This is a genomic window from Arthrobacter sp. 05T47 (assembly GCF_056395825.1).
The window spans coordinates 61,172-83,591 of record NZ_JBFTKG010000011.1 but is presented as its reverse complement, the minus strand read 5'-3'; the positions used below and the strand labels follow the sequence as shown (position 1 = coordinate 83,591).

The 22,420-nt window shown below is 63.0% G+C and carries 16 protein-coding genes; 8 read left to right on the top strand and 8 right to left on the bottom strand.

Going from position 1 to position 22,420, the window contains the following annotated elements; all coding sequences use genetic code 11:
- The first annotated feature begins 168 nt into the window (after positions 1-168).
- From AC1DEY_RS10330 to trxA, 3 genes are all read left to right on the top strand, one after another.
- Positions 169-1,734, top strand: coding sequence for an ABC transporter substrate-binding protein (locus AC1DEY_RS10330; RefSeq protein WP_476867848.1), 1,566 nt, complete (start codon positions 169-171; stop codon positions 1,732-1,734).
- A 193-nt stretch (positions 1,735-1,927) separates the two neighbouring features.
- Positions 1,928-2,884, top strand: a complete 957-nt coding sequence (gene trxB / locus AC1DEY_RS10325) for a thioredoxin-disulfide reductase (RefSeq protein ID WP_476867847.1) — start codon at positions 1,928-1,930, stop codon at positions 2,882-2,884.
- 39 nt (positions 2,885-2,923) lie between these two features.
- Entirely contained in the window at positions 2,924-3,250 is a 327-nt protein-coding gene (gene trxA, locus AC1DEY_RS10320; protein WP_091248528.1) for a thioredoxin, read from the top strand.
- Positions 3,251-10,158: 6,908 nt separating this feature from the next.
- On the opposite strand, the gene AC1DEY_RS10315 is transcribed toward trxA, so the two are convergent.
- The 8 genes from AC1DEY_RS10315 to rpmH form a co-directional block, all read right to left on the bottom strand.
- Positions 10,159-11,439 (bottom strand): ParB/RepB/Spo0J family partition protein, encoded by a 1,281-nt coding sequence (locus AC1DEY_RS10315; protein WP_476867846.1) that lies wholly within the window; start codon positions 11,437-11,439, stop codon positions 10,159-10,161.
- Positions 11,440-11,507: 68 nt separating this feature from the next.
- On the bottom strand, positions 11,508-12,575 hold the full coding sequence (locus AC1DEY_RS10310; protein WP_476867845.1) for a ParA family protein: 1,068 nt from the start codon (positions 12,573-12,575) through the stop codon (positions 11,508-11,510).
- A gap of 87 nt (positions 12,576-12,662) precedes the next feature.
- Positions 12,663-13,313, bottom strand: coding sequence for a 16S rRNA (guanine(527)-N(7))-methyltransferase RsmG (rsmG, locus tag AC1DEY_RS10305; RefSeq protein ID WP_476867844.1), 651 nt, complete (start codon positions 13,311-13,313; stop codon positions 12,663-12,665).
- Positions 13,314-13,329: 16 nt separating this feature from the next.
- A complete protein-coding gene (locus AC1DEY_RS10300; protein WP_441409171.1) occupies positions 13,330-13,932 on the bottom strand; it encodes a Jag family protein in 603 nt (200 codons plus the stop codon).
- Positions 13,932-14,906, bottom strand: coding sequence for a membrane protein insertase YidC (yidC, locus tag AC1DEY_RS10295; protein WP_476867843.1), 975 nt, complete (start codon positions 14,904-14,906; stop codon positions 13,932-13,934). Before yidC ends, AC1DEY_RS10300 begins: the two co-directional genes overlap by 1 nt.
- Positions 14,907-14,921: 15 nt before the next feature.
- Positions 14,922-15,287 (bottom strand): membrane protein insertion efficiency factor YidD, encoded by a 366-nt coding sequence (gene yidD / locus AC1DEY_RS10290; RefSeq protein WP_476867904.1) that lies wholly within the window; start codon positions 15,285-15,287, stop codon positions 14,922-14,924.
- Between the two features lie 37 nt (positions 15,288-15,324).
- A complete protein-coding gene (rnpA, locus tag AC1DEY_RS10285) occupies positions 15,325-15,735 on the bottom strand; it encodes a ribonuclease P protein component (RefSeq protein ID WP_441409168.1) in 411 nt (136 codons plus the stop codon).
- A 41-nt stretch (positions 15,736-15,776) separates the two neighbouring features.
- Positions 15,777-15,914 (bottom strand): 50S ribosomal protein L34, encoded by a 138-nt coding sequence (rpmH, locus tag AC1DEY_RS10280; protein WP_003800212.1) that lies wholly within the window; start codon positions 15,912-15,914, stop codon positions 15,777-15,779.
- A gap of 464 nt (positions 15,915-16,378) precedes the next feature.
- On the opposite strand from rpmH, the gene dnaA reads away from it, so the two are divergent.
- The 5 genes from dnaA to AC1DEY_RS10255 all read left to right on the top strand — a co-directional run bounded on the left by dnaA (position 16,379) and on the right by AC1DEY_RS10255 (position 22,294).
- Positions 16,379-17,800: a chromosomal replication initiator protein DnaA gene (gene dnaA / locus AC1DEY_RS10275; protein WP_018775671.1), complete on the top strand. Its 1,422-nt coding sequence runs from the start codon at positions 16,379-16,381 to the stop codon at positions 17,798-17,800.
- A gap of 587 nt (positions 17,801-18,387) precedes the next feature.
- The gene (dnaN, locus tag AC1DEY_RS10270; RefSeq protein WP_441409167.1) at positions 18,388-19,512 is read left to right on the top strand and encodes a DNA polymerase III subunit beta; all 1,125 of its coding nucleotides are present in this window, start codon (positions 18,388-18,390) and stop codon (positions 19,510-19,512) included.
- Between the two features lie 42 nt (positions 19,513-19,554).
- Positions 19,555-20,490: a phosphogluconate dehydrogenase (NAD(+)-dependent, decarboxylating) gene (gene gnd, locus AC1DEY_RS10265; RefSeq protein ID WP_476867903.1), complete on the top strand. Its 936-nt coding sequence runs from the start codon at positions 19,555-19,557 to the stop codon at positions 20,488-20,490.
- A 44-nt stretch (positions 20,491-20,534) separates the two neighbouring features.
- Positions 20,535-21,737: a DNA replication/repair protein RecF gene (gene recF, locus AC1DEY_RS10260; RefSeq protein WP_476867842.1), complete on the top strand. Its 1,203-nt coding sequence runs from the start codon at positions 20,535-20,537 to the stop codon at positions 21,735-21,737.
- On the top strand, positions 21,734-22,294 hold the full coding sequence (locus AC1DEY_RS10255; protein WP_441409164.1) for a DciA family protein: 561 nt from the start codon (positions 21,734-21,736) through the stop codon (positions 22,292-22,294). The genes recF and AC1DEY_RS10255 overlap by 4 nt, the downstream gene beginning before the upstream one ends.
- Positions 22,295-22,420 lie beyond the last annotated feature (126 nt).

Below are 22,420 nucleotides of genomic sequence, written 5' to 3'. Positions count from 1 at the left end.
CTGCTCCGTTTCAAACCGCCGTGCTCACACGGCCTGGACAGAGCATCGGCTAGGATCGAAGACTAACAAGGGAAGTTGCGGACCAGCGGTCAACCGGCTTACCGGAGGGCACACGGTCGCTCTCAGAGTGACCACGTCGGCAGGTCCCGGACAGTCTAGGAGGAGCCCGTGTCCCACCCGATCGATGTCGGATCAGTACTCGGTGGCCGCTACAAGGTCACTGCCACCGTACTGACCTCACATGACCAGGATCTGGTGCTGGACGGTGTGGACCAGGTGCTCAACCGTCCCGTAAGCATCCTCGTCGCCGGGCCCGGCAATGCCGACCAGGTGGCCCAGAGCGCCCGTGAAGTGGCCACCGGCGAACGTCCGGGCAACGTGCAGATCCTTGACCTCGGCGTCAGCGATTCCACCACGTATCTGATCACCAACCACACCTCCGCGGCGGACCTGCTGGATCTTGTGGTGTCCTCCAACCCGCCCTACGTCGAGCCCTTCTTCACCGACACCCTGGGCAGCGAGATCTTCGGGCAGGCCCGCTCCCACGAACCCGAAACCTACGACGGACTCTACGACGACGAGGAAGTCGACGCCGGGTACATCGACTACGGGAAGGCCCAGCCCGCAGCCGGCCAGCAGCCGGTTTCCCCGACGGCGCCGCCAGCCGCGGTACCCTCCCGGCCCACATCTGCACCGTCGGCCGTTACGGGCGCGGCGGCAGCAGCGGGAGCCGCAGCCGCCAGGTCTCCCAAAGCACCCACAACCGCGCCGCAAGAGACCGCGGCACACACAACGGCGCCGCAGCCCGTCCAGGAAGGCACAGCGCCCCGCCAGGCCGAGCCGGTAACGCCGCAGCCGGCGACAGCCGCGGCACCCAAAGTTTCTTTGTGGTCCGAGGACGACTACACCGGCGAGGACTACGCCGACGCCGATCAGCGCGGTGGCGGAGACCGCCACGGAGGCGCAGCTGCCGCCGGACTGGCTGGAGCCGGTTACGCGGCCGCGGATCGGGCTCCGGGCCAATTCCCCGCGTCTGCCCGGGCCCAGGTCGATGAGGACGAGTACGAGTACGAAGAGGAACCGCCCAAGGAACCGCGATCCATGCGCTGGCTGGTGGGTGGCCTGCTGGCTGCCGTGCTGGTGGTGGGCCTCATCTTCGCCGTCACCAACCTTGGCAGCCTCTTCAAGAGCAGCCCGCAGACGACCGCCGCGTCCTCCGCGCAGTCCAGCGCACCGGAACAGTCGACCGGGCAACCGTCGTCGACCGCCAGTGAGGCACCTGCCGCCGGGCCGCCCGTCATCGATGACGTGACGCGACTGGGGAACTTCGACTTCGCCGGAAATTACGACTCCGACCTCGTCAAGACTTTTGACGGCAACGGCGCAAGCTACTGGTCCGACATGGAATTCGCCACCGACGACTGGGGCGGCCTCGCCTCCGAGGTTCCGCTGGTGGTCAAGCTGAAGGACCCCTCTAAGGTCTCGTCCGTCACCCTGAGCCAGCTGGGCGCCTCCGGCGGCAGCATCAGCGTCTTCACCAATGACAAGCCGTCGCTGGACGGCGCAAAGCAGATTGGCAGCAACAGCTTCACCTCGCCGGATCTGACCATGCCGCTGGCCGAACCGGTCACCGCGGAGTACGTGATCGTGTCCATCAAGAAACTCCCGAAGCTGGCTGCTCCCAAGACCCGCTACGGCTACGGCCTGCGCCTGGCCGAGATCAAGGTTCAGTAGCCGAACTCGTCCGTTGGCGGCCCTGTCACGCGGGGCCGTCTCCGGCCTCGGCGCGGGCAACCCGGTACCCTGAGTAGTGGTGTTGCTCCGTGACGCCCATTTCGGCCCGGAATATTCAATGCCCGGCAAGAGTTGTGCCATGTGGCCGGCCATCAAGGCGGGCGCATCGACAAAGGAAGAGGTTCACCGTTCAGTGAGCAACGCAGAAAACACTGCCTCCGAAGTACGTGATGTCATCATCGTCGGCTCCGGCCCGGCGGGCTACACCGCAGCGGTGTACACGGCGCGCGCGAACCTGAAGCCGCTGCTCCTGGCAGGCTCGGTTACCGCCGGCGGCGAACTGATGAACACCACGGACGTGGAGAACTACCCGGGGTTCCCCGACGGCATCATGGGCCCGGACCTCATGGAGAACTTCGAGAAGCAGGCCGCCCGGTTCGGCACGGAGATCCAGTTTGAGGACGTTACCGAGCTGGACCTCGACGGCGACATCAAGACTGTCACGATCGGCACGGGGGAGACGTTCAAAGCCCGCTCCATCATCCTCTCCACCGGCTCCGCCTACCGTGAACTGGGTTTGCCGAACGAGAAGCGGCTTTCGGGCCACGGCGTCAGCTGGTGTGCAACCTGCGACGGCTTCTTCTTCAAGGACCAGGACATCGCTGTGATCGGTGGCGGCGACTCCGCCATGGAAGAGGCACTGTTCCTCACCAAGTTCGCCAAGTCCGTGACCGTGGTGCACCGCCGCGACACCCTCCGGGCCTCGAAGATCATGGCTGACCGCGCCCTGGCCCACGAGAAGATCAACTTCGTCTGGAACTCCGGCGTGGAGGATGTCCTGGGACAGGACAAAGTCACCGGATTGCGGTTGAAGAACCTGGTGGACGGCGCGGAAACCGAACTGGCCGTGACCGGTGTCTTCGTGGCAATCGGCAACGATCCGCGGACCGACCTGGTCAAGGGCAAGCTTGAGCTGACCGCCGAGGGAACCATCGCAGTGGACGGCCGCACCTCGAAGACGAGCGTCCCGGGCGTTTTCGCTGCCGGCGACGTCATTGACCCGACCTACCGCCAGGCGATCACTGCGTCGGGTTCCGGCTGTGTTGCGGCTCTCGACGTCGAGCACTACCTCGCAGATTTCCACGCCTAAACGGCGCGCAGCAAACCACCGAAGAGAGAGACAAGGGTTATGAGCAACGCAAAAGACGTAACTGACGCAAGCTTCAGCACTGACGTGCTGGCCTCCGACAAGCCTGTCATCGTCGATTTCTGGGCCGAATGGTGCGGCCCCTGCCGCAAGCTTGGACCGATCCTTGATGAGATTTCGGTCGAGTACAGCGAAAAGGTCGATGTGGTCAAGGTGAATGTTGACGACAACCCGGCCATCGCCGCCGAATACGGCATCACCTCTATCCCGGCCGTCTACCTGTTCCAGGGCGGCGAGGTCAAGAGCACGGTGATCGGCGCCCGGCCCAAGCAGTTCTTCGAAAAGGAATTCGCGGACGTCCTGTCCTAGTTCCAGCTCGTAGTCAGCCCGCTGTGGGCTGAGTGAAAGTGGCCCCCGCTTCTCGCGGGGGCCACTTTTTTGTTGTGCTCCAGTGCCCCGCAGGGGTGCCCGCAGAGGGGAGTGGCCGGGTACTGGCCGGCCCGATGTCGCCTGTCGGTCTCACTGGGCGAAATTGCAAGCGAAAAAGGTTGTCTTTGGGGATGGGTTTCTGTAGATCGACCATTCTCGCTGAGCGATCGAATTTCGCGTTGAGGGAGGCTCCGACCCGCCCTCTTTTTCTGTTGGTCGGGCGAAGGACTTCCTTGATTGCACGGCCTGTCGGCGTGTTTCACGTGAAACATAATTCAGTCCCCGAATAGTCGTCGCTTGTGACATCCTGGATGGTCAGCGGCGCACTTGTATCGGATACTGATTGGCTGCCGACATGCGATCGTGCTCCGATCAGCAAACCGGTGGTTTCCGGCAGCCGAGGTCTCTTCGCGGAATCCGGGCGGATCTGGGTCGAAAAGGGCTAAAAGTGTACTGGCCCCGCGGTGACGGAACACGCGGCATTGGTGCCCGTTTCACGTGAAACATTCACTGCTCACGACTGACTGAATTTGGCGCAAATGGACGTCAAACGTTGGATGAGCCGCTGCTCCGGCAGTCTTTGAAACAACGGGCGATATGACATATGGGGCCTATCCCGCCGTGAGCTTCGTTTGCACAGCGAATGTGTTGCAAGTGAACGCGCCGGCAGCTGATTGGCATTCGGTGGTGATTCGATCGTCATTTTAACTTGCAACTGAAGGACCCCTCGATCCCCACCGCCCAGCCTGATCGATCTCGGTCCTCTGGCAGGTCTGGGGGACCACATGAGTGAAGTTCAGACCAGCGGCGCTTCACTGCGATGACTATTTCCATCACCGCACCGGACGCGCGGACCGAATGGTAGGCGATGTTTCACGTGAAACAATGCCACGCAGCGCCGGAGAACTGAGAGGGGCATCCTCGGAYAAGTGCGTCTCCTCGGACAGTGGTTGTTGCAAGAAAGGGGCAACAGAGTTTCGATATCCCATGTTTCACGTGAAACAGTCTTGCAACCAGCCGCCAAGCGGTAAGGGACCTCGAAGGCAAGTGACAGTTGACTCTCAGATAACCCATTGACCATATTCTCTGTCTTGTTGTCCAACATATTTGTCGGCCGGATGGGAAGCTTGGACTCATCAGGCCAATGCCGACCCGCTAGTTCTCCACGACCGTCCAGGGGAGAGCTACTCCCGGGGGTACGACCACGCAGTCCGCAGGAGCGGACACCGACAAAGCCACGACGAGTGCGGGCGAAGTAGAGACTCATGGCCAGCAACCGATCTCCCGAGGGACCACTGCCATCCAATCGGGACATGGACCCTCCGATTCAAAGCCCATTCTCAATGCTGCACCACGGGAGAACCGCGCTGCTCCTCCACGGATTGGGGCAGAAAGTTGGCGCTGCTCCGTTTCACGTGAAACATGGCGATCGATTCGGCCCGGCCTGAGGGTAGGCAGCCGCTTACACATGCCGTTGCCGCGACGCCGCCAGCATCAATCCCTGTTCGGTTCTGGCGGCGTCGGACCAGAGCGAGCCAGGGGAGAGTTGGCCCGCAAGCGGAGTCAAAGGGGCCACCCAGGGGGGAGCACTCGGCCTGAGCTCAGGCCGCCGCCTACGCCTGCAGGCCATCCCACCCTCGGCCAATGCAGGAGCCCTCAGGTCAGGACAACTCGGCACCCGGGCTCAGCAGCAAGAGGCGGACCGTGAGCCGAATCCGTCAGGCAGAACAGTATCGACCGCCGGTTGCTCCTCGGCGCCAGCGTTCCCTTGCATCCCGGAATGCCAGAACCCCGACGGCTTGCGGATCCAGCCCACGAACTCCGGCGTTCGCACTGCTGAAGCAATGTCTACGGCGCTCGGCTCCCTTTCAGTCCATCGCTGATGGGCGACCGGCGGTTGACTTTCCTTAGTGGTTCGCGAGGAATCATGTTCACACCGGCTCCCACGATCAGCATTCAGCGTCCGGCTTTCAGCAGTTTGGCCGAACATCGCGCCGCCGGCTCACGCGAGTTCGGGTCGCGATCCTCGCGAGTCTCCGTCTAGATGACCGGTAGTTGGGGGACCCCTCGATTGCACCTGCCTCGACCGCGGTCCAACGGGTCCGTCCCCCTTCCTTGTCGATCACAGTCTGAGCTCACGTCGACAGCCAGTTCAGCACCGGTTGGTAGATCAAATGCTGGGTCCAGGCTCCCAACCAGTTCAGCAGAGGTTCGTCGATCAAGGGCTGAGCTCACGTCGCCAACTAGTTCAGCAATGACTGGTCGATCAAGTGCCGGGTCCAGCTCTCTCATCAAGTCAGCAACGGTTCGTCTATCAGCCGCGTACTTTCCACCGGACCATCGGGGCGTCCTCGTCCCTGGACTACTTCGCTAGCGGTCCCGTCCCCACTCCGCCTAAGCTCTGTCACGGCCCATGAACCCATGCTTGCTCCGGCGATCAATTTGCTCCGGGGCTGATGAAGAGGGCACAGCCCGTCTGCCGGTTCGTCTCCCGAACGGTGCCCGGAGTTCCCGTGCGGTGGACAGGGACGACCTTGACTCCTCCCCATCTCCTAGTTCACGTCAATCACCCTCGCCGCCGAATGGCACTCTCGAACGGCCCTTCGACAACACAGTCACGGGATCACGTCTTCCTTGGCCCTGCCAATCGTTCACGACCATCCCGGAGCTGGGAGGGGAGACTACGGATTCCTGCGTGTCCAACCGCAAAGAACCAGGGGCTTCAGAAGCAAAGGGCTGGTGCTTCGCGGTCATCGCCCGGACCATCGCCGCTGCCCACCAGGGCGGAAAATTGGGGGTCACGGAAGGCCCTCGCTCATGCAGACCGGGCGCGTCCAGACGACCCGGACTCTTACCGACTCGCCGATTTCCACCGTGTTCTCCACAGAAGTTATTCACATGGTTATCCACAGGGTCTGAGAGATTATTCACACCCGTTTTGAACTGGCCAGTATCCGTCAATCGATGCCCCCGACGCTGCCTCGCAGGCGAGTGTCCTCGACGACATATAACGGTCAGAAGAAGCCGCTCAGCGTTCGGGCGGTGCGGCGGAGAGAACAGGCCTGAGAGAGCGGGTATTTAACCCTAGGACGGCGATTTGATACGTACTCGCCGCAGTTTCTCCGGTAGCTGGTGCAGTCGGGGATCTTGTTTCACGTGAAACATGTCACCGGCAGGGATATCGAACGCTCACGCAATTGCCTCGACCTCGAAGGGGCCTCCGGTACGACCGTCGGAGCGGGCCGGAGCATGTGGGTAATCCACAAAGTTATCCACAGCAATATCCACCGCTGTATCCACCGCCGAAACCGCCCAGGTCAGACAGGGGCGCGCACCCGAAGCGACCCCTGGCGCTCACGCGCTGCTCCGCCCAAACCGCATGTCGCGCACCCCGGGACATCGAAGGGACAGCTCATTTTTGCAGCGCCGACCGCAGTACCCGCGCGCACGTCGCCGCTCCAGACGGTGAGGCCGAGATGCGCCCCGTTTGACCGAGCCGCTTCGCAAAGCGGCCTGCGCACCACATCGGTACACAGCCCCAGCGGTTGGAGGCACCAAGAGGATGAGCGGTTTCAACCCCAAGGCCAAGCTCATGGATGCCCACGTCCCGACCTCAATGCCGGGACGCCATCTGCGTGGAACCGTCGCAGTGCGACATCGCTTCAAGCGTCGACCGCTACTCTCGTTGGCATTGTTCGATATGGTCTCGTCGCAGACGGGAGCTGCGACGCGGCCATCAGGAGAGGGGCGTCCCCGCCCGCCGCACCGTCGAACAGGCGGCCGCGGAGTACAAGCCGTGGACGGGGCGCTGCCCTCGGAAGGGGAGCGGGTGTGCGCTGTCCCTGGAAGGGGGGGGCGGATTCGTGCTGCCCGGGAAGGGGAGTGGATGCCGGTATGCCTGCCGGACGCCATTCGCTCGCTCAGTCATGAAGGCTCCAACTACCTTGCATCGCCCGTCGATGGTCACAAGAGAAGGATCACGCCATCCGCGGCTTTGCGCAGACCGCATATCGCCTCGATGCTGATCATCGCACCGACAGGCCAGGTGGCCAACCTCCCAGCCGTCTCGAGAGGTATGACCCCCGTACCTTTCGGCTCAGTAATGAGCACCATCGTTCGGCACGGCGATGACGCCTACCGTACGTGCTCGACCAGCGCTGCGGGGGAGGCACACATGCCATGGCTCCTCGAGTCGTCCATCTCCCGGCCGGCTCGGCTTGTCACACTGGGGGAATCGCCCGACGGGTCGTTGTGGTCAGAGGTGCCGGCGCCGAGGGCGATCATTCTTGCTCCACGGTCCCACAAGGTCTCGTGGCAAGGAGATCATAGGAGCCATCGTCCAAGGGGAAGGAACGCCGTTCCCCGGTGGTGGGCTGATGCGTAAAGTTCGATCGACGGACTGATGGACAGAACAGGTTCCCGGGACAAGAGTTACCGAACGGAAGGCGATCGCCGACCCAGCCCGCGAGTCGGGGGACAGGAGCTACCGAGCAGATCGCGATTGTCGCCCCAACCGGGAGTCGGGGCCTGCAGATCCATCCGGGCGTATCAGCCAGGCGACAGACGAGTCGCGATGCTCCGGACCGTTAAGTGGGTGACCATCTCCCGGGAGCATCGAAGCCGTCCTGGCATCTCCATAGGGGCTCCCGTCCGGCCCACTAGACCGACGATCAGAGCCAAGCGGAGACCTGACTAGGAAGAGCTCCAACATCAAGGACAAGCAGAGGTGGCACATGGCCTCTGGGGTGGTGTGGTGACGGAGGGCTCGCGGCTATGGTCAGGAAGTCGCGGACTGGACGAATGGATTGAAACCTCAGCTCTCGGCGCGTGGTGGATAGTAGTGATCTACGGAGTGCGGCGGAGGGCTGGCGGATAGCAGGTGGGCGAGGGCTCCGTGTCCTGCTTGTCTCAACTCTGGGCACTTAGACGAGAGTTGCCGGCTTTGGGTCGCGGCGGGAAATCAGCACTCGCCACTGTGGCGAGACTCAGTGCTACTCGTGGGAGCCTCGGCTCAGGGCACGAGGGCAACAGCCTGGTGTTTTACGGAGGAAGCGCAACTCTGGCGAGCTCTCCCCGCTCTGCCAGACCGTGGCACCCATACGCGCAGGCTCAACCTCATTCGACCAGCGCCTCGACCGCCTACCGTTTGGATCTGCTCGGGCCAGCTCACATCAAGCAACTTGCAGGCCTTGGGGGTGTCTCCACGGGCGCGCATCGACATCAGGGAGCGCTCGAGGGCGCGCGAGAGACGAAACGTTGCCCGCTCCAGTACCCTCCAAGGCTCACCCACACTCCGTGGACCGCCAGCGTGCGTGCATCTATTGGATCCACATCGCCCCGTTGCGTCCACAGGCGCAACGCAGTCAGCCAGCGCAGTACAACGAAGTGCAGTTCAGTCCAGCGCATTCCAGACCAGACCAGACCAATCCAGTCGGGAGTCCATTGCACTTCGCTGGACTCTGGACTGGGCTGAAATGTGTCCAGATAACGGCGACCGACGCCGTTGTGGAGTGAATCATGGGCATGAGCGGACGATCTCGCGACAGGGGAGTGTGCGCACAGGGCGTCATGTCGATTCAGCCGTCCCAAGTTGGTCCACTCTGCTCTGCAGTTGCCCCGCAGGTATCCGCGGAACTGATGTGGCTATTGGCCTGTCCCGTACCCGCATCGGCTGGAATGGACGAAGGATTTTTTGTCGAGGAGCGAAGGAGTAACCCCGGATAGCGTGCCATGTCGCCCCAAGTTCTCCGGCAGCTTCCGCGCTCATTTAGGAGCAAAAGTTCCCTTCGCGCCCAGCAGAGGCGTGGTTGACGGTCCAAAGAAAGTCGATTGCAAGAAGTAGATTTTAGAACTGGCCTCGCCGGCCAGAAGTGCGGGGGAGCCATTCCAGCCGGTTCGCGCCCTGCCGGCTCGATCACTGACATCCGGGAGAAATCCCCAAGCTGACAAGGGCGACTACGGGCCGGTGGTCATCCGGTCAGAGACTTCCGCAATCACGTGTTTGGTCGGAAGACTACCCACCTAGAGTCCGCGCCCAAGAAGGTCCGTTAGGCGGGGTGATGTCTGCTTGGTTTCACGTGAAACGGAGGCGATCCTGTTTCACGTGAAACATGGATCCTTCAGTTCGGATCGCACGGACACGACGCCAGGAGCGGTGCCCGGTTACGACAGCAGGGCCCCCGGTGCCGGCGCGGATTTCATACAGTAGTTCCTAACCGGCAATAGCCCCTTGCAGCCCGCAGCCTGCATCGAAGCGTACAGGGACTCAATAGCCCTCGGCGAAACGATCTGGCCGCATCAGCAGCAAAACCAAGGGCCGCATCCTGGCCCACAGAAATACCTGGCCCACCTAGTTCAAAGGGCGCCCACCCCCAAGACAGGCGTCGAGCCCCCAAGGAGAGCGCCCACCCCCGAGGCAGGCGCCGGGACCCTCCAACGAAGGAGCTTCGCCCCATGCACCGCTTAGCGATGCGCCGAAGTTGTCTCGCCATGCAGTTGCGCTCACACGTACGAGAGCAGGCCGCGCCCAGAGCGGGAACATATTCGGCTTCCGTGCCGTCAACAGGTCTCGACAGCGGCTTGGGGGTTACCTCGCCACCTACACGAGTTCCGTCCCCAAACTGCGAAGGACAACACCGAAACGCGGTTTGCCACCACAATCGAGACCCGGACATCCCGGCAGCTGGGCCGAGGGAGGGACAAGCGGAGAGTCCTCGAGGGAAATCGGCGATACACGGGAAACATCATCAGCAGCACAACAGCACCCACACCAGCATGGGCGCCAACAAAAAAGGAGGGTCTGTTTCACGTGAAACAGACCCTCCTGGGACTACGAAGCAGTCGGTGATCTAGCTGGGCGTCCCGGGCGTCAGCACATCCATGATGCGGTTCAGGTCCTCGACGCTGGCGAACTCAATGCTGACCCGCCCCTTGCGTGCGCCGAGGGAGATCTTGACGTTCGTATCGAGGCGATCGGAGAGCGACGATGCCAGGTAGTCCAGGCGCTCGTGGCGGGCGCCCGGCCGCGGGATGTTGTTCTTGGTCGGCGCGGCGGGGCTCTGATACAAAGTCACAGCTTCTTCGGTCGCCCGGACCGACATGCCTTCCGAAACAATCTTCTGCGCCAGCCGTTCCATTGCCGCAGCGTCCGGGAGTGCCAGCAATGCGCGTGCGTGGCCTGCCGAGATGACGTTTGCGGCAACACGACGCTGCACCAGCGGCGGAAGCTTCAGGAGACGGAGCGTGTTAGACACCTGGGGCCTTGAACGCCCGATCCGGTCCGCAAGCTGTTCGTGTGTGGTTCCGAAATCTTCAAGAAGCTGTTGGTAGGCCGCTGCCTCTTCGAGGGGATTCAGCTGGCTGCGGTGCAGGTTCTCCAGCAAGGCGTCGCGCAGAAGGTCATCATCGGTGGTGTCACGGACAATCGCGGGAATAGTTTCCAGCCCCGCGGCCTGTACTGCCCTCCAGCGGCGTTCACCCATGACGAGCTCATAGGGCTCGCCACCCTCTTCGGTTGATGTACGGACCACAATTGGCTGGAGGACGCCGATTTCCCGGACAGAGTGCACCAGCTCGGCCATGTCGTCCTCATCGAAGACGGAACGGGGCTGTTTACGGTTGGGGTGGATGTCCGTGACCGGAATTTCGGCAAACCGGACACCGGGCACGTCCACGAGTTCGACGGCGTCTTTGTCGCGCTGCTCGGAAGATGACTCGAACGGCAACTGCTCGTCGGCGTTGGGCTCAGCAGGCTTGGCAGCAGCAGGTGAGGACTTCGGGGCAGCAGTCTTGCGGGCCGGTGCCTTCTTGGACGCAGCCGACCCGGCGCCAGCGTCGTCGGCGCCGTCAGTCTCGGCGGCACCGTCGGCRCCGTCGGTCACGTCGTCTGCAGGAGCTTCAACAGTCGCAGCAGAGGAAGCGCGGGTCTTGGCGGCCACCCCGGACTCTGAGGCCTCGGGGACGGGAGCGTCCTGGACGGGCTCGGCGTCGGAKGTCTTCTTGCGGGCTTCGGGAAAGAACAGGTCCACAGGCCTGGATGGGGCGGCACCGTTTCCGGAGGCGCTGGTCGCGGCGGAACTTGGAATGAGTGCGCCAAGTCCACGGCCGAGGCCGCGTCGCTTATCGCTCATGGATAAATCCCTCCAGTGGAAGAGCCGGGATTCACCTGGCTCTGGTTAGTGCAATTCTTGARAAGATTCTAACGTTCYGCGATTTCCGCTGCGGCTTCCAGATAGGAMAGGGCRCCGCTGGARGAAGGRTCRTACGTCATGACRGTCTGCTGGTAGCTCGGCGCYTCGGAAATMCGGACCGAGCGCGGCACCACGGCACCGAGCACCTGCTGCGGGAAGTGCTCCCGGACCTCGGCTGCCACCTGGGCGGCGAGGTTGGTGCGGCCGTCATACATGGTCAGGAGAATCGTGGAGACAACCAGATCGGCGTTCAGGTGCTTCTGGATCATCTCGATGTTCTTCAGAAGCTGGCTGAGGCCCTCGAGCGCGTAGTACTCGCACTGGATCGGGATGAGGACTTCGCCGGCGGCGCAGAAGGCATTCACCGTCAGRAGCCCAAGGCTCGGCGGGCAGTCAATGAAGATGTAGTCCAGCCGCTCYTCGCCATTCTTGGCGCGCTCCTTGGAATACACATCGATGGCGCGGCGCAGCCGCTGCTCMCGGGCCACCAGGCTGACGAGTTCGATTTCGGCRCCGGCAAGGTGGATGGTGGCGGGAGCACAGATCAGGTTGTCAATGTCCGGGCACGGGGCCACAACGTCCTTCAGCGGGACATCATTGATCAGGACATCGTAGATGCTGTCGACGTCGGCGTGGTGCTCGATTCCCAGGGCAGTCGAGGCGTTGCCCTGCGGATCGATGTCGATCACGAGCACGTTCAAGCCRGCGGCCGCCAAGGCAGCGGCGATGTTTACCGTCGTCGTCGTCTTGCCGACGCCGCCCTTCTGGTTGGAAACGGTGAAGATGCGGGTTTTCTCAGGCTTGGGCAGCTTCCGGCCGAGCAACCGCTCGCGGCGCTTGTTTTCGTGCGCGAGCTCCCGGGCGATGGGACTGGAATCGTCAATGGAGTCCAGGACGTTGCCCGTATGGGTAAGWGATGTTTCACGTGAAACACCGGCCATCCCGGTAGCCTTTGCAACCGAAGACGTGTGATTTCCGCCGAAGTCAAAAGCGGCGGAAGGAGCGGTAAACGCCCGTGCGGACCCCAGGGACATAAACGGCGGGATCCGTTGTGTGGAGGCCTCGCTACTGCTCACTATGACACGCTCACTCTCATTCGGCTTTTACTGCCGGTTACTAGCCTAACCTCTTCCCCTCAGACTCCCCGGGYACCGGGGCCGGTGCTAGGCAATCTTTTGAGGCTTGTTCACTACTATTCGGACAACAGTGGTGGGTTCCTCGAGCAGGTCCTCACCCACCACAACCACGGAAGTCTCAATGCCGCCCAGCTTACGGATAACCTTGGCGGCCTTTTCGATTTCCTCGCCGGCGCTGCGTCCCTTGATGGCAACAACTTCGCCCTTGCCGGCCAGCAGCGGAATGGTCAATCCCGCGAGATTGGCCAGCGCGGATACCGCACGGGCCGTCACGACGTCSGCGTTCACGAGTCCCACAGCCAGTTCGGCACGGGTGCGCATGATGGTGACGTTCTCGAGGCCGAGATCATCCACAACTTCCTGGAGCCAGATGACACGGCGTTCCAGCGGTTCGATCAGGGTCAGTTCCAGATCCGGCCGGGCGATCGCCAGGCACAGGCCCGGCAGTCCGGCCCCGCTGCCGACGTCGGCGACGTGGCTGCCGTGGGCAATCTGGCTCTCGATGACGGCGCAGTTGAGCACGTGCCGGCTCCACAGCCGCGGCACTTCGCGGGGACCAATCAGTCCCCGCTCGGTGCCGGATGTCGCCAGATGTTCCACGTAGCGCTTCGCCAGGTCCAGGCGGTCACCAAAGATGGACTCTGCTGCCTTGAGTTCCGGRGCGGTAATTTCAACCATCAAGCTAGTCAACGGTTCAGTCTGCGGAAACAACGATGTGCCGGTCTGCGCCTTCGCCTTCGGACTCGCTGACGAGCCCCAAATCGGCGACGGCGTCGTGCACGATCTTGCGCTCGTAGGCACTCATCGGAGCCAGGGCAACAGCCTCGCCGGATTCCTTGACCGCGGCGGCGGCGTCTTCGGCAATCTTTTGCAGGTCGCCGGCACGCTCGGCGCGGTAGCCGTTGATGTCCAGCACCAGCCTGGACCGGTTCTCGGTGGCGGACAGGACGGCGAGCCGCGTCAGCTCCTGGAGCGCCTCAAGGACTTCTCCGTCGCGGCCCACAAGGCCTTCCAGCCCGGCTGATTCCTCTTCSGCCACGATSGAGATGTASGTRCGSCCGTTGCGSACCTCGATGTCGATGTCGCCGTCGATGTCAGCGATGTCCAGCAGYTCCTCGAGGTAGTCCGCGGCGACGTCGCCCTCTTCTTCGAGGCGGCTKGCGGTGACGCTCTTGCCGGCGCCGGCCTCCGCACCCTTCGACGAGTCCTGCGACCCGTCCAGGACTGCCTCCTGGGCGTCGTCCCGGTCGTCCTCAAACTCGGCGGAAATAGCGTGTTCGGTGCTCTCGGCGGACATTACTTCCTCTTCCTGTTCTTACGTTGCGGCTGGACGCGCTGGGTCTTGGCTTCCACGGCGGTCGCAGCGGAGGCCTCCGCTGCCTCGGCGTCGGCCTTCTTTCCACCCAGGAGGGGCAGTGCGGGAAGGCCCCTGGCTGCCCGACGCTCGGCGAGAGCCTTGGCGGCGGGGGAACCCGGCGTCGGCATCCGGCGGATCACGAAGAAYTGCTGTCCCATGGTCCAGAGGTTGGTAGTGGTCCAGTAGATCARTACGCCGATGGGGAAGTTGATGCCACCCACRCCGAACACGATCGGCAGGATGTAGAGCATCATYTTCTGCTGGCGCATRAASGGGCTYGCCAKGGCYTCTTCGGACATGTTCTTGGCCATGATCTGCTTYTGSGTGATGAACTGCGAGGCCGTCATGGCCAGGATCATCACGATGGAGAGAATCCACACGGACGTTTGGTTGCCGCCGCCGCCGTGCAGCAGCGATGCCGAGAGCGGGGCACCGAAAATCGTGGACTGGTCGAACTGCACTACCTGCTCGTGGCTCATWGCCCCGATTCCCTCGCCCTTGTTGGCGGCCGCCGTGATGCCCGAAAGCACCTGGAAGAGCGCGAAGAAGAACGGCATCTGGATCAGCATGGGCAGGCAGGCCGAGAAGGGGTTGGTGCCGTGCTTCTTGTACAGGGCCATCTGTTCCTGCGCCATGGCCTGGCGGGASAGCTGGTCGGTCTTGCCCTTGTACTTGTCCTGCATTTTCTTCARGTCCGGCTGCAGCAGCTGCATCCCACGCTGGGCCTTGATCTGCTTGACGAAGACGGGAATCAGGGCCGCGCGGATCACCAGCACCAGCCCGATGATGGCAAAGGTCCACGTCCAGCCRCTGGCCGCCGGCATGCCGATGGCGCTCAGCCCGTCGTGGAAGCCCACCATGATGGCTGAGACCAACCATTTGAACGGGGCCAAGAGTGTTCCAAAGATATCCATACGATTCCCTATTCGTCAGGCCGCAGTGCGGCCTTCTCCATCAGGCTGAGCAGCCAAGTACTTGTCCGGATTGTTCAGCACAACAATTGTGGGGGTGTGGTCGGCCGGCCATTCCCGGTGCCCGGCGGGGACATGGTCCACTCCGCCGGCATTCCATGGGTGGCAGCGCAACAGGCGCCTGGTAGCCAGCCAGCTTCCTTTCACGGCACCGTGCACCGTGATCGCCTCAAGGGCATAGGCCGAGCAGGAGGGGAAGAAGCGGCAGACCTGGCCGTACAAGGGTGAAATCACCTTGCGGTAAGCCATCAGCAGCAGGATGAGGATGTTGCGGGGCAGGTTCCAGACGGCAGTGGCCAGCCGGCTCAGGACCGTTCCGGGCATTGCAACGAGCAGGCGGGGGACGMCGGCGGYAGTTGAGTTACGCACGCGGGGTCCCTTCCTGTGTTGTCTCGTAAGAACCTGGTGATGCAGCCTGTGGAAGGCGGTTGCCCAGCCGTTTCATGGTCGTTTCCAACGCGGCGTCATAGTCGGCGAGCAACTGATCCCAGCTGGCCCCCGCCGCGGCGGGCAGTGCCCGTACCACGATGGCGAACCCGCTGCCGTATTTCTGCAACGACAATGCACCGGCTTCTCTCAGTCTCCTCTTAACGAGGTTCCTGACAACAGCGTTCCCGACACTCTTGGAAACGATGAATCCGATCCGGCTTGGTTCRTCGGCAGCCAGAGCTGCCGCATATAACACTACGTTCCGGCGTCCATTGCGGACACCGGAACGTACAGTTGTTGAAAAATCGGTTGATGTCCGCAGTCGGTTCCTGGTGGCTAGCACCGTTCAACTCGCACAGGGATACAGACCGACGAGTCAGTTATTTAGGCCGACAGTTCGGTGCGGCCCTTGCCACGACGGGCTGCCAGGATGGCACGGCCGGCACGGGTACGCATACGAAGGCGGAAGCCGTGCTTCTTGGCTCGACGGCGGTTATTCGGCTGAAAAGTCCGCTTGCTCACGTTAGTTACTCCAGTGGATCAAAGGTGCGCCCACCCGATCAAGGGGAAGAACTGGCCGACGCTAAGTTTTGGTATGTGCCACTTCCCTCGTAACTCGCACGACGCGGGGCGTCGGGAAAGATTCAGATGAGGCGAAAAGCGTACACATGGGACTTCACAACGTTAGGGCTTGCCGCCCTCCAGAGTCAAACCGGCGGGGGTTCGGCAACCTTTCCCCAGCTGTGGCTAACCCACCTGCCAGCCTGTGGATGAAGTGCGTCACGCGCCCCGTTTGAGAACAACAACGGTGTAATTATCCACAGGACTGAACCCAGCTATCTTCTAGCGTTTTCATCCCCTACAGTGTCTCAGTAACCCCTTATCCACGGACTGTGCATAACCCTGTGGATTGAGCCGGGCCGGCGTACAGCTCCGGACCGCGTGGATGCACGTAATGCAGGCCAGCAAGTTTGAGGAACTGATTGATGACAGTAGACGAAGCCAACCAAGCCAACACTGTCGGAAGTTCCTGGCGGCGGGTTGTGAGCCTCCTGGAGAACGACCACCGTGTCTCTCCCCGGCAGCGCGGCTTCGTTATCCTCGCCCAGGCCCAGGGCCTGATCGGTTCCACCCTTCTGGTGGCCGTCCCCAAYGAACTCACCCGCGARGTRCTGCAGACCCAGGTCAAGGAAGCGCTCGACGACGCGCTCCGCAGCGTTTTCTCGGACGAAATCCGYTGCGCYATCGACGTCGACACCGATCTGGTGCCCCTGCACACRGAACCCGAACCCGCCGTCGAACTTTCCCTSGCCGCCGACCCCACCGTGGAGCTGAAGCCGCARCCGATGCTGCCGAGCACCTCCCACGAATTCGGCCGCCTCAATCCGAAGTACGTCTTCGACACCTTCGTGATCGGGTCCTCCAACCGGTTCGCCCATGCGGCGGCCGTGGCTGTGGCCGAAGCACCGGCCAAGGCATACAACCCGCTGTTCATCTACGGCGACTCAGGACTGGGCAAAACCCATCTGCTGCACGCGATCGGCCACTATGCGCGCCGGCTCTACAGCGGGATCCGGGTCCGCTATGTCAACTCCGAGGAATTCACCAACGACTTCATCAACTCCATCCGCGACGATGAAGGCACCAGCTTCAAGACCACGTACCGCAACGTGGACGTGCTGCTGATCGATGACATCCAGTTCCTGGCCGGCAAGGACCGGACGCTGGAGGAGTTCTTCCACACSTTCAATGCCCTGCACAACAACAACAAGCAGGTGGTCATCACCTCGGACCAGCCGCCGAAGCTGCTSGCCGGCTTCGAAGACCGCATGAAGTCGCGCTTCGAGTGGGGCCTGCTGACTGACATCCAGCCGCCCGAACTCGAGACCCGCATCGCGATCCTCCGGAAGAAGGCCCTCAGCGAAGGCCTYTCCGCCCCGGATGATGCCCTCGAATACATCGCCTCGAAGATCTCCAGCAACATCCGCGAGCTTGAGGGCGCCCTCATCCGCGTCACCGCCTTCGCCAGCCTGAACCGGCAGCCCGTWGATGTGGCCCTGGCCGAGATGGTCCTCAAGGACCTCATCACCGACGACGGTGCCCAGGAAATCACCTCGGCCCAGATCCTCACGCAGACAGCGGACTACTTCAARCTCAGCATGGAAGAGCTCTGCAGCAAGTCGCGMACCCGCACGCTGGTGACGGCGCGGCAGATCGCCATGTACCTGTGCCGGGAACTCACCGACATGTCCCTGCCCAAGATCGGACAGGAGCTGGGCGGCCGCGACCACACCACCGTGATCCACGCCGACCGCAAGATCCGCGAACTGATGGCCGAGCGCCGGGTCATCTACAACCAGGTGACCGAGCTGACCAACCGGATCAAGCAGCAGCAGCGCAATTCCTGAGCCGTCCCTCGGCGCACTCTTACCTTATTAACAGGGCSCTGTGGACAACCCTGTGGATACTTAAGGGGACAACCGCGGTTAATGGGCTTAAAACCCTTAAGGCGCCTGTGGATCGSCGAMWCGGCCAAAAATSTTGTCCCCATCCACACCCTGTTTAAAACCTKCTCCRCCCACARTCCATGAACAGGGCTTAACCGCGGATTTCCGAGGCCGGATCRAGTTATCCACAGTTTCCACAGCAGTTATTAACACTACTAATCCCAAGAAAATGAAATTCCCTCAAACAACAATCTCCTTCCCACCTCCGAACAGCGCCCAGGCACGTTCCGGACCGGCGCAGGAKRSCGGCCCCGCGAACAACACTGTTGTAAGCCGGGGATGGGAGAAACGCTCGCCTTGGGGCTAAGCTGTCTGCAGTGCGTCCGTCCCGGACATCTTTTGTGGTTCCCTACCGGGCCATGAGACCCGGGGTGGGCGKGCGATTCCCTTGTTGAYGGMTTTCGGCATCCCTGCCGGGGTCCGCGGCAGCTTGAGCAGTTCCAGCTATTTTCAGCACTAACAGCAGCAATGAAAGGCGGCACCCTTCCGTGAAGTTCAGAGTCGAACGGGACGTCCTGGCAGAAGCCGTGACATGGACCGCCCGGTCGTTGTCTCCGCGGCCGCCTGTTCCCGTCCTTTCAGGCCTGCTCCTGAAGGCTGAAGCCGGCACCGTCAGCCTCTCGAGCTTCGATTACGAGACCTCYGCAAGGCTCGAAATCCCTGCTGACATCACCACCGAAGGCACCATCCTGGTCTCCGGCCGGCTGCTCGCGGACATYTGCCGSAGCCTTCCCTCCGCACCCGTCGAGGTCGAGACCGATGGCAACAAGGTGACACTCACTTGCCGTCGAAGCAGCTTCCACCTGGCCACCATGCCCGAGGCCGAATACCCGCCGCTGCCGGCCCTGCCGACCATCAGCGGCACCGTTCCCGGAGATTCTTTTGCCCAGGCGGTTTCCCAGGTGATCATCGCGGCCAGCAAGGACGACACGCTGCCCATCCTGACCGGCGTGCGGATGGAAATYGAGGACGATCTCATCACCCTCCTGGCCACCGACCGCTACCGCCTGGCCATGCGTGAAGTCCCCTGGAAGCCGGTGACCCCRGGCATCTCCACCAGCGCCCTGGTCAAGGCCAAGACACTSAACGAAGTAGCCAAAACGCTCGGCAGCAGCGGCGACATCAACATCGCCCTGGCCGACGACGACAGCCGGCTGATCGGTTTCGAGAGCGGCGGCAGGACCACGACGTCGCTCCTGGTCGACGGGGACTACCCCAAGATCCGTTCGCTCTTCCCGGATTCCACGCCCATCCATGCCACCGTGCAGACCCAGGAACTGGTGGAGGCCGTGCGCCGCGTCTCGCTCGTGGCCGAGCGMAACACCCCTGTCCGGCTCGCCTTCACCCAGGGCCAGCTGCACCTGGACGCCGGCACCGGCGAGGACGCGCAGGCCTCMGAAGAGCTCGAAGCCCAGTTGTCCGGYGAGGACATCACGGTGGCCTTCAACCCGCACTACCTGATCGAGGGCCTGAGCGTCATCGAAACCAAGTTTGTGCGCTTCTCCTTCACCACCGCTCCCAAACCGGCCATGATCACGGCCCAGCAGGACGCCGAGGGCGAGGACCAGGGCGACTACCGCTACCTCGTCATGCCCGTCMGRCTGCCCAACTAGTCCCCACCGCCACCCTCGCCTCGCAAGCTCGGCCAGGGAACCCTGGCGGCGTGGGCCCACGCAGAAATCCCAGCGCAGAAAAGAGTTCATCCAATGCACATCGGACTAATCGGCCTTGGAAAAATGGGCTTCAACATGCGCGAACGCCTGCGCAACGGCGGGGTCGAGGTCACCGGATTTGACCGCAACCCCGACGTCACCGACGTCGCCAGCGTGGACGAACTCATCGCCGCCGTGCCGGCTCCGCGCGTCATCTGGGTCATGGTCCCCTCGGGCGACATCACCGAYGCCGTGATCACCGAACTCGGCAACAAGCTCGACGCCGGCGACCTCGTGATCGACGGCGGCAACTCCCGGTTCACCGAGGACCAGAAGCACGGCGCCGCGCTGGCCGAAAAGGGCATCCGCTTCGCGGACTGCGGTGTATCCGGYGGRGTCTGGGGCCTCCAGAACGGCTAYGGCCTCATGGCCGGCGGCGATGCCGCGGATATCGAGCGGGCCCTGCCCGTCTTCGACGCACTCCGTCCCGCCGGTGAGCGGGCCGACAGCTTTGTGCACGTGGGCGGCATCGGCGCGGGCCACTACGCCAAGATGGTCCACAACGGGATCGAATACGGCCTGATGCAGGCCTACGCCGAGGGSTACGAACTCCTGGCCGCCAAGGAAATCGTCGCTGATCTTCCCGGGACGTTCCGGGCCTGGCAGAAGGGCACGGTTGTCCGGTCCTGGCTCCTGGACCTCATGGTCAARGCCCTCGACGAGGATCCCGGACTGGAATCGATCTCCGACTAYGTCGAGGAYTCCGGCGAGGGCCGCTGGACCGTCGAGGAGGCGATTGCCAACGCCGTGCCCGCACCGGCGATCACGGCTGCGCTGTTCGCCAGGTTCTCCTCCCGCGAGGACAACTCGCCCGCCATGAAGATGGTGTCCGCGCTGCGCCACCAGTTCGGCGGCCACGCGACACGGCCGGCCAAGTAATCCTGCCGGCCCATTGATCTTGCGTGTGAAGTCCTGAATCCCGCGTGTACCTAGAAAAACTCTCGCTCACAGATTTCCGTAGCTACGCCCAGGTCGATCTCARTTTTGAGCCCGGGGTCACCGTCCTGGTGGGCTCCAACGGCATCGGCAAGACCAACCTGATGGAAGCGATCGGCTATCTGGCCACGCTCAACTCGCACCGGGTCAGCACGGACGCGCCGCTGCTGCGKTTTGGTGCCGAACGGGCCATGATCCGGGCCAAGCTGGTCCGTGGCGAGCAGTCCACCGTGCTGGAACTGGAAATCAATGCGGCGCGGGCCAACCGGGGACGGATCAACCGSAGCAATCCTGTCCGCGCCAGGGACCTGCTCGGCATCTGCCAGACAGTGCTCTTCGCTCCGGAAGATCTGGCGCTGGTCAAGGGCGATCCGTCCAACCGCCGCCGGTTCCTGGACGAGCTCCTGGTCAGCCTCATGCCGCGCCACGCCGCGACCAGGAGTGACTATGACCGGGTCCTGAAGCAGCGCAACGCACTGCTCAARTCGGGYCGCGCCGGAAAATTCAGTGCCGGCCATGAGGCAACGCTCGATGTCTGGGACCAGCACATGGCGCGGGCCGGGGCGGAACTGCTCCATGCGCGCCTCGAGCTGGTGGACCGCCTGCAACCTCACCTGAACAAGGCCTATGCGCAGCTCACCGACGGTTCCAAAGAGGCCTMTGCCGTGTACCGCTCCACGCTGCAGGACATGCTGGATGACGACGGCGGGGCGGCGGCGGCAGACGCCGGCGACGGCGCCGCGCCGTCAGAGGACCTGCGGCTGCTCTCGGTCGATCAGCTCGCAGACCGCTACATCCAGGCCTTCGCGGCAGCGCGCCGCAAGGAACTGGAAMGGGGAATCTCGCTGGTGGGACCGCACCGCGACGAGCTTGAGCTCGTGCTGGGATCGGCGCCGGCCAAGGGCTACGCCTCGCATGGAGAAACGTGGTCCATGTGCCTGTCCCTGCGGCTGGCCTCCTACTACGTCATGCTCGACGACGCCCGCACCGGWGGGTCGCCTCCGATCCTGATCCTGGACGACGTGTTTGCCGAACTGGACGTCCARCGGCGGCGTAAACTGGCGGCAATAGTATCCGGCGCCGAGCAAGTGCTGGTCACTGCCGCCGTCGAGGCCGACATCCCGGCGGAACTGACCGGACGGCGGGTGAAGGTCATCCCGGGAGGAATCGATGAGCAGGAAAATCGATGAATAAGGATACCGACGGCGGCCTGCAGCCGGGCCGTGATCCCGACGCCATTGATGCCGCGCARGCGGCACTGAACAGGATGCGCGACGCTGCCGCGGCCCGTGGCGAAATCCGGCGCGCGGTYCCGCGATCKGGTACCAGCGCCCAGAAGCCGGCSCGCGCCGCGCGGGGAACCCGAGGATTCTCCCAGTTCCATGGCACCGGCAGGGATCCGCTGGGCCTGGGAAAGGTCGTGGGGCGTCTCGTGGCCGAGCGTGGCTGGAGCTCGCCGGTGGCCGTAGGTTCCGTGATGGCGCAGTGGGCCGTCCTGGTGGGCCCGGAAATTTCGGCGCACTGCACACCTGAGAGTTTCACGGACACCACCTTGCACGTGCGGACCGATTCCACGGCCTGGGCCACCCAGCTGCGGCTGCTCAGCAGCAGCCTGCTGGAAAAATTCCGGACCGAGCTGGGCGAGGGCGTCGTCACCAGCATYCAGGTYCTCGGACCCGCCGCCCCRAGCTGGCGCAAGGGCCTCCGGACCGTCAACGGCCGCGGCCCGCGCGACACCTACGGATAGCCCAAAGCCCATCCCGTGCRCCGGATATGAAGCACTTCTTGCAAAAACCCTTGAAATATCCGCGAACGGCGTGTAGGGCGCTCGAACGCCCGGGAGCCGTATAGGAACCCTAGGGCTGGACCCTGA

What these genes read in the sequence shown, in the direction of transcription:
- trxA (WP_091248528.1), top strand. Translation starts at nt 2,924, where the DNA reads ATGAGCAACGCAAAAGACGTAACTGACGCAAGCTTCAGCACTGACGTG.
- yidD (WP_476867904.1), bottom strand. Translation starts at nt 15,287, where the DNA reads ATGCCCGGAACGGTCCTGAGCCGGCTGGCCACTGCCGTCTGGAACCTG.